The sequence below is a fragment of the Paraburkholderia azotifigens genome (assembly GCF_007995085.1).
GTDB lineage: Bacteria > Pseudomonadota > Gammaproteobacteria > Burkholderiales > Burkholderiaceae > Paraburkholderia > Paraburkholderia azotifigens.
On sequence record NZ_VOQS01000001.1, the window covers coordinates 3696727 to 3707493 of the forward strand.

At 65.1% G+C, this 10767-nt stretch carries 10 protein-coding genes, 1 tRNA gene and 2 pseudogenes; 4 read left to right on the forward strand and 9 right to left on the reverse strand.

Features of this window, described 5'->3' with window-relative positions; all coding sequences use genetic code 11:
- Positions 1-37 precede the first annotated feature (37 nt).
- Complete coding sequence (gene otsA, locus FRZ40_RS16665) at positions 38-1459, forward strand: alpha,alpha-trehalose-phosphate synthase (UDP-forming) (protein ID WP_147234738.1); 1422 nt, start codon at positions 38-40, stop codon at positions 1457-1459.
- A gap of 118 nt (positions 1460-1577) precedes the next feature.
- Here otsA and FRZ40_RS16670 read toward each other — a convergent pair whose 3' ends face one another.
- From FRZ40_RS16670 to FRZ40_RS16705, 8 genes are all read right to left on the reverse strand, one after another.
- Positions 1578-2162 (reverse strand): glycine zipper domain-containing protein, encoded by a 585-nt coding sequence (locus FRZ40_RS16670; RefSeq protein ID WP_147234739.1) that lies wholly within the window; start codon positions 2160-2162, stop codon positions 1578-1580.
- Between the two features lie 133 nt (positions 2163-2295).
- Positions 2296-3735, reverse strand: coding sequence for an MFS transporter (locus tag FRZ40_RS16675; RefSeq protein WP_147234740.1), 1440 nt, complete (start codon positions 3733-3735; stop codon positions 2296-2298).
- A gap of 160 nt (positions 3736-3895) precedes the next feature.
- On the reverse strand, positions 3896-4405 hold the full coding sequence (locus FRZ40_RS16680) for a YbhB/YbcL family Raf kinase inhibitor-like protein (RefSeq protein WP_028365626.1): 510 nt from the start codon (positions 4403-4405) through the stop codon (positions 3896-3898).
- A gap of 186 nt (positions 4406-4591) precedes the next feature.
- Positions 4592-5038 (reverse strand): very short patch repair endonuclease, encoded by a 447-nt coding sequence (locus tag FRZ40_RS16685; RefSeq protein WP_028365625.1) that lies wholly within the window; start codon positions 5036-5038, stop codon positions 4592-4594.
- A complete protein-coding gene (dcm, locus tag FRZ40_RS16690) occupies positions 5038-6342 on the reverse strand; it encodes a DNA (cytosine-5-)-methyltransferase (protein WP_147232918.1) in 1305 nt (434 codons plus the stop codon). The genes FRZ40_RS16685 and dcm overlap by 1 nt, the downstream gene beginning before the upstream one ends.
- Before the next feature lie 303 nt (positions 6343-6645).
- Positions 6646-6969 carry a hypothetical protein gene (locus FRZ40_RS16695; protein ID WP_147232919.1) on the reverse strand — a complete coding sequence of 108 codons (324 nt, stop codon included), beginning with the start codon at positions 6967-6969 and terminating at the stop codon, positions 6646-6648.
- A gap of 404 nt (positions 6970-7373) precedes the next feature.
- The gene (locus FRZ40_RS16700) at positions 7374-7646 is read right to left on the reverse strand and encodes a hypothetical protein (protein ID WP_147232920.1); all 273 of its coding nucleotides are present in this window, start codon (positions 7644-7646) and stop codon (positions 7374-7376) included.
- A gap of 467 nt (positions 7647-8113) precedes the next feature.
- A tRNA-Arg gene (locus FRZ40_RS16705) sits at positions 8114-8188 on the reverse strand.
- 123 nt (positions 8189-8311) lie between these two features.
- On the opposite strand from FRZ40_RS16705, the gene FRZ40_RS16710 reads away from it, so the two are divergent.
- A complete protein-coding gene (locus FRZ40_RS16710) occupies positions 8312-9052 on the forward strand; it encodes a class I SAM-dependent methyltransferase (protein WP_147232921.1) in 741 nt (246 codons plus the stop codon).
- A gap of 94 nt (positions 9053-9146) precedes the next feature.
- Here the strand turns inward: FRZ40_RS16710 and FRZ40_RS16715 are convergent, their stop codons facing one another.
- Positions 9147-9329 (reverse strand): rubredoxin, encoded by a 183-nt coding sequence (locus FRZ40_RS16715; RefSeq protein ID WP_028365620.1) that lies wholly within the window; start codon positions 9327-9329, stop codon positions 9147-9149.
- Positions 9330-9645: 316 nt separating this feature from the next.
- Here FRZ40_RS16715 and FRZ40_RS45745 point away from each other — a divergent pair.
- A pseudogene (locus FRZ40_RS45745) lies at positions 9646-9997 on the forward strand (DUF4399 domain-containing protein); the annotation flags it as partial.
- A gap of 222 nt (positions 9998-10219) precedes the next feature.
- A pseudogene (locus FRZ40_RS16725) lies at positions 10220-10767 on the forward strand (ATP-binding cassette domain-containing protein); the annotation flags it as partial.

Consider the following 10767-nt stretch of genomic DNA (forward strand, 5'->3'; position numbering starts at 1 on the left):
CCGCATGTACAGTCAACTGAAATGAGGTGTAGCCGCAATGAGCAGATTGATCGTCGTTTCAAACCGCGTCGCGCCGACTCAGGAAGGACGCCCCGCAGCGGGCGGTCTCGCAATCGGAGTGCTGGATGCCCTGAAGGAAACGGGAGGTGTGTGGTTCGGCTGGAGTGGCGAAATCGCCGCCGAGCCGTCGACGCCCGTCATCGAAAAGCAGGGCAACGTGACCTACGCCACCGTGGGGCTGACCAAGCGCGACTATGACCAGTACTACCGCGGTTTCTCGAATGCGACGCTGTGGCCGACCTTCCACTATCGCAACGACCTGTCGCGCTACGACCGGCAGGAATACGCGGGTTATCTGCGGGTGAACGTGACGCTCGCGAGGCAGCTCAAGGAATTGCTCAAGCCCGATGACATCATCTGGGTCCACGACTATCACCTGCTGCCGTTCGCGCGCTGCCTGCGCGATCTCGGCGTGAAGAATCCGATCGGCTTTTTCCTGCACATTCCGTTTCCCGTGCCGGAAGTGATGCGGACGGTGCCGCCGCACGAAGAGCTCGTGAAGTGCATGTGCAGCTATGACGTCGTCGGTTTCCAGACGGATGCGGACCGGCAGTCGTTCGTCGATTACATCGAACGCGGCCATCACGGCACGTCGAGCGACGAGAACATGATTCACGCGTACGGCCGCTTCCTGAAGGTCGCCGCGTACCCGATCGGCATCTATCCCGACGCGATCGCGAAGGCCGCCGAGCAGTTCAGCGACCGCAAGCAGGTGCGCAGCATGCGCGACGCGATGCGTGGCCGCAAGCTGATCATGAGCGTCGACCGGCTCGATTATTCGAAGGGACTCGTCGAGCGTTTCCAGGCTTTCGAGCGCCTGCTGCTGAACGCGCCCGGCTGGCATGGCCGCGTGTCGCTCGTGCAGATCGCGCCGCCGACGCGCGCCGACGTGCAGACGTACCAGCGCATACGCCAGACCCTCGAAGGCGAAGCGGGGCGTATCAATGGCCGCTTCGCGCAGCTCGACTGGACGCCGATCCAGTATCTGAACCGCAAATACGAGCGCAATCTGCTGATGGCGCTGTTCCGCCAGTCGCAGGTCGGCTATGTGACGCCGCTGCGCGACGGCATGAATCTCGTCGCGAAGGAATACGTCGCGTCGCAGGATCCCGCGGATCCCGGCGTGCTGGTGCTGTCGCAGTTCGCGGGCGCTGCCGAGCAGCTGCCCGGCGCGCTGGTGGTGAATCCGTTCGATCTGTCGCAGATGGCCGAGGCGCTGGAGCGCGCGCTGTCGATGCCGCTCGCGGAGCGGCAGGCGCGTCACGCGGACATGATGGCGCCGCTGCGCGAAAACAACCTGTCGGTATGGCGAGATACGTTCCTCGCGGACTTGCGCCATGTCGCGACGGCTTCATCGGTGACGGAGAAGGCCGTCAAGCGCGCGGACGTGACGGTGTGAGCGTGACGGCATAAGGCAGCGCGGCATAAGGCAGCGCGGCTTCGAGCGAACGCGCGTGTTTCCAGACGGCAGCCTGCAGAGGCTGCCGTTTCCGTTTCCAGCCCGGCCACGCGACGCTTCAGGCCTGCTGCTGGGTCAGTTCGAGCGGCACGGGCGTCTGGCGCGGATCGAAGTCCGCCCACTTGCCGCGCTGCCAGTGGCCCGTCGCGCGTTCGATGTCGGCGCCGCCCGCTTCGCGCAGCAGCCGTGCCGCTTCCATCTGGTTCTCCGGGCTCACGTGCACGGCGACCAGCACGCCCGAGTTGCGCAACTCGTGATGCACGACGTCGTGATGTTCGTGCGGCTCGCTGCGCGTGTGCATCATTTTGCCGACGAGCAAACCCAGATACGCGCCGACGCCCGCCGCGATGATCACGGCGGGCACCGACGCAGCAAAGGCCGCGAACACTGCGACGCCGATCACGGCACCCGCGACGGCGCCGATCGTCACCGCGTGGTGATGGCGGCGCATCGCCGGGGGCGGCGCAGGCGAAATGGTGGGTGCGGCAGCGTGTTCGTCGAGCGGATGGCGCGCGTGCTGGCCGCGCGGATTGACGAAGAACAGCGTGACGTCTTCCCCGAGGAAACCGTGATCGAAGAGCGTTTGCGCGGCGTCTTCGGCGGCCGGGAAAGTGGTGAAGCGTCCAGCGACGATGAGTGACATGGCGCCTCCTGGTGTGCAAAGGCGGAGGTTCAACGGCCAGAATGAAGCCTTCGCCGGAGATCGCGACAGACGACGGCCTCCGAAGGCTTCGTCTACAAGAATAGGCGCAAAGCGCGCGAGCGGAAGCCGCGCGTCACGCGCCCGCCGCCGGGCTTTGCGCGACGCGCAGCATGCTGACGAAAGCGCCCGCGGCGGCGAAGCACGCTGCCACGTACAGCGTGATCACGGGACCATATTGCGGCGCGATGCCGAAAATCAGCGCGACGAGGGCCGAGCCGAGCGTCTGCCCCGTGAGGCGCGCGGTGCCGAGCATGCCGCTCGCGCCGCCGCTGCGATGGCGCGGCGCCGCCGACAGCATCGTCCGGTTATTCGGCGACTGGAAAGTGCCGAAGCCCAGGCCGCACAGCGCCATGCGCCACACGATGTCGAACGCCGTCGGATGCGCGCCGAGCGTCGCGAGCAGCAGCAGGCCGGCGGCCAGCGTCGCAAGTCCGAGGCCGCCGAGCCAGCCTGCCGAGAGGCGGTCCGACAGCACGCCCGACAGCGGCGCCGCGCCGACGATGACGAGCGGCCACGGCGTCATCAGCAGCCCTGTCTCGACCTGGGACATACCGAGATGGTTTTGCAGCAGGAACGGCAGCGACACGAACGCGAGCATCTGCGCGCTGAACGAACATACCGACGTGCCCACCGACAGCGCGAAGATGGGAATGCGCAGCAGATCGACGGGCAATAGCGGCGCGGATTGCGTGAGTTGCCGTTGCACGAAGAAATAGCCGATCACGATTGCGCCGATCAGCTCGACGGCGACAAAGCCGTAACGCTCGCCGTGACCGAGGCCGCCGACGGCAAAGATCAGCAGGCCGAACACGAACGCGTTCATTACGGCGCTGGGATAGTCGTACGGCGACGGATGCGGCTCGTTTCGCGGCAGCGCGCGCAGGCCGACGGCAACGGCCGCGACGCCGATCGGCACATTGATCGCGAACAGCCACGGCCACGACGCGATGGCGAGAACACCCGATGCGACCGTCGGTCCGACCGCCGACGACACGGCCACGACCATTGCGTTGATCGCGATGCCACGCCCGAGACGCGACTTCGGATAGATCATGCGCACGAGCGCGGTGTTCACGCTCATGATGCCCGCCGCGCCGAAGCCCTGGATCACGCGAGCGAGCGCGAGCGTCGGCAGCGACGTGGCGAGTGCGCACCCGAGCGAGGCAACCGTGAACAGTACCAGACCGCCCAGATACACGCGCCGGTAGCCGACACGGTCGCCCAGCGACGACAGCGGCAGCAGCGAAATGGTCACCGACAGCTGGTACGCATTGACGACCCAGATCGAGCTGGCGGCGCTCGCGTGCAGGTTGCGCGCGATGGTCGGCAGCGCGACGTTGGCGATCGCGCTATCGAGAACGGCAAGCGTGATGCCGAGCGCGACGACGAGGATTGCCCAGTAGCGCTGCGGGATGGGGAGTCCCGGTTCGGCGTCCGGCGCGGCGGCAGAGGAGGCTGGGGAGTGCGAAGCGCCCGGTGAAGGGCGGTTGTCCGTCGACGAAGAGGCTTGCATTGTGTTGTTGTGATGAGCGGCAGGGCGGTCGCGTATCGTCGATATTAGAGCCCAGGATTGTGATTCCTGCTGCCGTGAAGACCGTCGAATCCGCCGGCCGGGCATGCAGCGCGCGGCGTGCATGCCCGGTCGTGCAGATCGTGACGATCGAGCGCCGCCGCTACTTGAGTTCGTACAGGCCTGTGTACGTGGCCGAATCGATTTCGTTCAGATGCGTCATATAGCGGGCGACGGCGTTCGTCGCGTCGGCGGCGAGAGGCAGGTTCGCGACCTTCAGCGCATGAATGCGGAAGACGAAGCGATGCGGCTTGTCGCCGCGCGTCGGCGCCGCGCCGCCAAAGCCCAGCGTGCCGTAGTCGTTGCGAAACTGCAGCGCGCCGCGCGGCAGCAGGCTGCCGTCGGCCTTGCCCGCGTTGCGCGGCAGCGAGCGCGCATCGGCAGGGATGTTGACGACCACCCAGTGCCAGAAGCCGCTGCCCGTGGGCGCGTCGGGATCGAAGACGGTGAGCGCGAGACTTTGCGTGTCGGCGGGCGGCGCGTCCCATTGCAGCGCGGGCGAGATGTTCTCGCCGTCGCCGGCGACGCCGAACGATTTATCGTTCATCTCCTGCGACTTCGACATGAAGCCGTTGGCGGGGAAGTCGTCGGACCAGATTCGGAAATCAGCCATCATGCGCCTCCTTCGGTGGGTGGTTCCAGGATGGGACGGGAGCCGCTGTGATACCGCAGGTATGAGACCGCCAGAAGACTGCGTTCGAAGCTCCAGTGAGCCAATCGAGTGTAGCACCGGCGCCGTGCAATGTTCGCCGCGCGCAAAGCGCTGACAGGCTTTCCGTCTACGGCTTCAACGCGCGCGTCAGGCGCGTTCTTCGTGCAGCGGCGCGTCGCCGTGCAGCCAGCCGACCAGCCGTTGCAACACGCCGTCGATATCTCTGTTCGCTCCGCGCAAGGCGCATTCCCACACCGTTGCCACGCGCCAGCCGCCGTCGAGCAGCGCGGCCTGCGCGCGGGCGTCGTTCGCGCGATTGCGGCCGATCTTGTCGCGCCAGAACTCGGGCCGCGTCTGCGGCCATTTGAAGAGATGGCAGTCGTGACCATGCCAGAAGCAGCCATGCACGAAGATGACCGCGCGATAGCGCGGCAACACGATGTCGGGGCGGCCGGGGAGATCGCGTGCGTCGAGCCGGAAACGGAAGCCGCGCCGGTGCAGCAGGCTGCGGATCAGGATTTCGGGCCTGGTGTTGCGGCCGCGAATGCCGGACATCATCCGGCTGCGCGTGGCCGCGTCGACGATGTCGACCATCAGGCCGCCAGTTCCGCCGTGCCTGCGCGATGCGTCGCGCGCGTCAGCGCGAGCACATGCGGCAGCATGATGCGCGCGACTTCGCGCATCACGGGCACCACCACGCTGTTGCCGAACTGGCGATATGCCTGCGTATCGCTGACGGGAATGCGGTACGTATCGGGGAAGCCCATCAGCCGCGCGCATTCGCGCGGCGTCAGGCGGCGCGGGCGCTGCTTGTCGCCCTGATACACGAGGATCTCGCTGCCGTCCTTGTGATAGCGCGCCGACAGCGTGCGCGTCACGCTCTGCGGATAGGCCATTCCATAGCCGAAGCCGTTGCCCGCCGCGCGATGCTTGTCCGCGTAGTTCTGCAGGTAGGTCCAGAGTTTGGGCGTCAGCGTGTATTTCGGTTGCACGCCGCGCGCCGCGTGATCGAAGAACCGGTCGCCGTCCCACGGCAGGATGGGTTCCCTGCCGTCCGTCCGGTGCAGGATCGACGCGAGCCGCGGACCTTCTTCGGGCAGGCGCAGGTCGTCCCACGAAAACGATGTCTTGCCGCGAAAGCCGACGATGATGATCCGCTCGCGATGCTGCGGCGTGAAATGCGCGCCGTCGATCACGCGGTAATGCACCTCGTAGCCGAGTTCGTCGCGCAGCGTTTGCAGGATCACGTCGAAGGTGCGGCCCTTGTCGTGCGAAAGCAGGTTCTTCACGTTTTCGAGCAGAAACGCAGCGGGACGGCGCGTGGCGATGATGCGCGCGACATCGAAGAAAAGCGTGCCTTGCGTCGTGCATTCGAAACCGTGCGGCCGGCCGAGCGCGTTCTTCTTGCTGACGCCCGCGATCGAAAACGGCTGGCACGGAAAGCCGCCGAGCAGGATATCGTGCTCGGGAACGGCTTCGGCGGGAAACGTGACGATATCGCCGATCAACGTGTGCTGCGGTGCGCCTTCGCCCAAGTCTTCGCCGAAGTTCTCGCCGAAGTTCTCACGATAGGTCTTCTGCGAGAAATCGTTCCACTCGCTGGTGAACACGCATTGGCCGCCGTGCGCCTCGAAGCCCATGCGAATGCCGCCGATGCCGGCGAACAGGTCGATGAAGTTCACGCGCGAGCCGTTGTCTGCGTGCTGTGCGCCATTGCGCGCCGTCGACGCATGCAGCAGCGCGTATAGCGCCGGTTCCAGCATGGCGGGGCACGGCGTTTCGCCCTTCTCCCAGCGGCGCACCGTCTTGATGTCTTTGCCGACATGCGCGGCGATTTCTTTTTGTGTGAAGCGGGTGCGCGCCTGCTTCAGCAGTTCAAGCGGTGAAGCCTGAGTCACAGGAGTCCTTGCTGGGTATTTTTGCGGACATTATGACCTATGAATGTCCCCGATTTGCGATCGTCGGGTGTTGCGGGGCAAATTTTCCCGCGAGGATGCGTCCGCGAGTACGCACGGGGGAAGAAGGAAGGCAGCCCCGGCGACGCGCCAGATGAGACTGTCGCTATGTCGCCGGGTGTTCGCGCTGCTGGCAGCAGCTTCGGGGAAGGATGCGCGCCGGGTCAATGAATGTTAAATGCAGCGGGCGCAGCGAGGCAGCGGCGAAGCGGGCCGCCTGTTGCCTTCACGGCGTTGTCTGCTGGCTTAGCGCTGGCGGCGTACGCGGTGACGGTTCGTGTCGCGCGATGCTGCGGGCCGCGCGGTCGGCACGGGCAGCGGCGCCAGTTCCTTCGTGCACAGGTCGTCGAGTTGCAGCAGCAGGTCGTCGATCGCGCAGAGCTGGGAATTGGTCAGATGCTCGGCTTCGAGCAGCTCGAACAGGCGCCGGCGCCAGTAGTCGGCGGGGAGAATCGCCCCACCCAGGTCGCCATGCATCGAAGGCCGCATGACGCGGGCAATGTGCGCGATGTCCTGATCGATCAGAGTCGATTTGAACGATCCCGCCGACGAAGTGAGGTAAGTGTCCATGCCCGCACTACGGCAGGCCTTTGGAAAACTTTAGGGTCGGTCCGAAAATATTTTTGCGCCGCTTGCGCCTGGTCCGCCGAATATCTCGCGGCGCCCGCCGCGATGGCGCTCAACTCACGTCAGCGCAAGGGCGAGGCTGCAGGTCAGCACGACGATCATCAGGCCGGCGGCGACTGCGAGGTTGTAGGGTAGGCATCGGTCGACCTGACATATCAAGTGAGTGAAGCAATGATAGGAGGATGCCGGATGCCCGTCCGCAGACAAATGCCGTATTAGGTGGGAGAGCGCACACTGGGTCGCGGCGCTCGCGCGAAAGCCCTGTGCCGCGGACGTCGGGGGCATGGCGGGACGCCCGGACGCGCGGCTATTTCGCGTCGTGTCGCGGCGAGCCACGACACGACGCATCAGACGGGTTGATCGGGAGTCGCGGCGCCCGGCTGGGCGGCACCTTCCAGGAAGCGCCGCGTCGCTTCGAACGATTGCAGCATCTGGTCGGGCCACGGCGTCTGCAGCATGACGGCCTGATGGTTTTCGAACGCCGAGTTCAGCAGCTTTGACAGTTCGGGCGAGTTGATATGGCGCAGCAGGACGCTGACCGCGATGGCCGTCGCCTGGCTGGCGCCCGCCGTTTGCAGTTCGGAAGTGGTGAGGGCGGCGACTTGCTTGTTGATGTCCATGAGATGTCCTTCGTTGTGCTGGCTGCTGATGCGCGAAATGCGTGATTTTGTCACGGTCGGGTGGCTTCGATGCGATGCAAACGACGCCTGGATGTACCGTCCAGCCCGTGCCAGGCGGGCCTGTTCGCCTTGACTATCAAAAAAGGGAACTGTGTTTTGGCAATTCCGGTAGTTTTCTTTACAAAGCAAGCCGGTAGACTTGTTACAAATGTTTCGCTCTGGAGTCGATCATGCTCGCTACCTTCTTCGTGCTTTGGCCGTTTGCCGCCGCGTCGCTGTTTGCGCTCGCCCGATTCTTCGATCAGCGCGACCAGCAACTGGCCAAGGTTCAGGTAGTGCGCCGGCGTTGATCGCCCTGGACCGGGATGGCGCGGCGCGATGGTTCGGTCATCACGCTGTAGCAAACAAAAAACCCGCAAAGCGCGAGCTGTTGCGGGTTTTTCATTTGGCGTCGTCCGTCGCCGATGTGGTCCCCCCGACAGGAATCGAACCTGTATCTAGCGCTTAGGAGGCACTCGTTCTATCCATTGAACTACGGGGAGGGGCCGCCGACGAGCGCAGAGTATAGCAAATCGCCCGCCTTGCCAAAGCGGCTTTCGGTGCGCGTCTGCGCTACCGCAAGCGCGCCGTGGCGCGTCGCGGGTGGCGCGGCTACCATCGGCGCAATGACCGATTCACATTACTCCGATCCGCGTCTCGTCGCGCTCTACGACGCGCTCAACCCGTTTGCCGCCGATACCCGCTTCTATCTCGATCTTGCCGCGCGCACGGAAGCATCGCGCGTTGTCGATATCGGCTGCGGCACCGGCTTGCTCGCGTGTGAACTGGCCCAGCGAGGCCACATCGTGACGGGCGTCGATCCGTCGCGCGCGATGCTTGACGTCGCGCGCGGAAGGCCAGGCGGCGGGCGGGTGAAATGGATCGAAGGCGACGCGGCGCGGCTCGGCGCCATGAACGCCGACCTGGCCGTGATGACGGGGCATGTCGCGCAGGTTTTTCTCGACGACACCAGCTTCGACATCACGCTGGCTGCTGCGCACGCAGCATTGCGCCCCGGCGGGCGGCTCGCTTTCGAGAGCCGCAATCCGCTTGTGTCGCCGTGGACGGCGTGGACGCCGGAAAAGTCGCGCCGCATGATCGACGACACTCGGCACGGGGCCGTCGAAATCTGGCAGCAACCCGTCGATGTGAAGCCTGGCCGCGTCCGGTTCGAGACCTGCTATCGATTCGCCGGCGACGGCGACACCGTCGTCTCGGTCAGCGAACTGCGTTTTCGCACCCGGACCGAACTCGACGACGCACTTCGCAACGCGGGTTTCAGCGAAATGGAATGGTTCGGCGACTGGTTCCGCTCGCCCGTTCACGAAGCGAGCCGCGAACTGATCGTCGTCGCGACGCGTGGCTGATTGCGGCAGTGGCGCCGCAAAAACAAAAGCGGCCCGTGGGCAGGTGACCCACGAACCGCTCGATACCGCAGACGCTTTCCGACGGAGCAGTCGATCAGAACTCGACCACGGCGAATTCCGCCTTGCCCACGTCGCACAGCGGGCAACGCCAGTCTTCCGGGATGTCGGCGAAACGCGTACCCGCCGCGATGCCTTCCTCGGGCAGACCTTCCTCTTCGTTGTAGATCCAGCCGCAAATCAGGCAGACCCAGCTCTTGTATTCGATCACTTCACTCACGACACACGCTCTTCATTGATTCAATGCACAATCCGCCCATCTGCCCCTTTATGGGGCATCCGGCGGCGACCCGCAATATTACCGGAATTCACCGGAAGCCCCGCGCTTTCCATGCCGTTTACCCGTTCCGGATCAACGCGAAGCGGCTCCCGCCGGGCGATTCGCTCGCTGGCGGGTGCGGATCGAGCGTGTATCCTTTCAATGCGGTTGTGGCCGTGTGCGACTGCACTGACGCGCGCCGTGCCCGTCGAGCCGCTCTAGCCAAGGAGAAAACGATGCTGAACAAGAATGGTGGCTCGGCGCAGTGTGCGCGGGCATGCTGGTCATGTCGGGCGTGGCGCATGCCGCGGGCGTCTCTTTCGTCGAGCCGAAGGACGGCGCGACGGTGAGCAACCCCGTCCACGTGAAATTGCCGTCGAAGGCATGAAGATCGTGCCCGCCGGCACGATGACGGAAGGCACGGGGCATCACCATCTGATCGTCGACGGACAGCCGTTGCCGAAAGCGAAGTGATCCCCGCCAACGACAAGTCGTTGCTTTCGGCAAGGGCCAGACGGAAACCGAACTCACGCTGCCGCCCGGCGACCACACGCTGACGCTCGATTTTGGCGACGGCGCGCACCGCTCGTACGGGTCCCGAGATGAGCAAGACGATCACGATTCACGTGAGTGAGCTGAACCGCGTTTCTCGCGCGAAGCGCTGGCGGCAGCCGTCTGCCGCCGCTGCGAACGCCCTCGGCGCAGGGCGTTCGCAGGTTCTGCCTTTCAGGTTGACGACGCATGTCTGCCATTCGTCCTATGCCATCCGTCGGCCCGCATCCCGTCGGCGTCCGCGCCGCCGACCGGTACAATGAGCGCTTCCGACTCATCGCTGGTTTCCTCATTTTTCCATGTCGCTTTACACCATTACGGGCGCGCAACTGGCGTTCGGCCATGTCGCGCTGCTCGATCACGCGGATTTCTCACTCGAAGCCGGCGAGCGCGTCGGATTGATCGGCCGTAACGGCGCAGGCAAGTCGTCGCTGCTGAAGATCGTCGCCGAGCTCGCCAGACAGACGACGGGCTGATCACGCGCCAGCAGGATCTCGTCACTGTGTACGTGCCGCAGGAACCCGAATTCGACGGCGACGCGACGGTGTTCGATACAGTCGCGGCGGGTCTCACGCGGGCGAGCGCGCTGCTCGACGAATACAAACACGGTCGCGCACGAGCTGGCGGAAACGCCGGAAGGCGCGCAGCACGACGCGTTGCTTGCACGCATGAACGTGCTGCAGTCGTCGCTCGATGCGACGGACGCCTGGAACTGGCGCACGCGCGTCGCTACGACGCTGGCGCAGATCGGTCTCGACGGCGATGCGCGTGTCGGCTCGCTGTCGGGCGGCATGCAGAAGCGCGTCGCACTGGCGCGCGCGCTCGTCGTGCAGCCGGACGTCCTGCT

Excerpts from the sequence above, each read along its gene's own strand:
- otsA (WP_147234738.1), top strand. The coding sequence starts at position 38 with ATGAGCAGATTGATCGTCGTTTCAAACCGCGTCGCGCCGACTCAGGAA.
- FRZ40_RS16670 (WP_147234739.1), bottom strand. The coding sequence starts at position 2,162 with ATGTCACTCATCGTCGCTGGACGCTTCACCACTTTCCCGGCCGCCGAA.
- FRZ40_RS16675 (WP_147234740.1), bottom strand. The coding sequence starts at position 3,735 with ATGCAAGCCTCTTCGTCGACGGACAACCGCCCTTCACCGGGCGCTTCG.
- FRZ40_RS16680 (WP_028365626.1), bottom strand. The coding sequence starts at position 4,405 with ATGGCTGATTTCCGAATCTGGTCCGACGACTTCCCCGCCAACGGCTTC.
- FRZ40_RS16685 (WP_028365625.1), bottom strand. The coding sequence starts at position 5,038 with ATGGTCGACATCGTCGACGCGGCCACGCGCAGCCGGATGATGTCCGGC.
- FRZ40_RS16695 (WP_147232919.1), bottom strand. The coding sequence starts at position 6,969 with ATGGACACTTACCTCACTTCGTCGGCGGGATCGTTCAAATCGACTCTG.
- FRZ40_RS16700 (WP_147232920.1), bottom strand. The coding sequence starts at position 7,646 with ATGGACATCAACAAGCAAGTCGCCGCCCTCACCACTTCCGAACTGCAA.
- FRZ40_RS16710 (WP_147232921.1), top strand. The coding sequence starts at position 8,312 with ATGACCGATTCACATTACTCCGATCCGCGTCTCGTCGCGCTCTACGAC.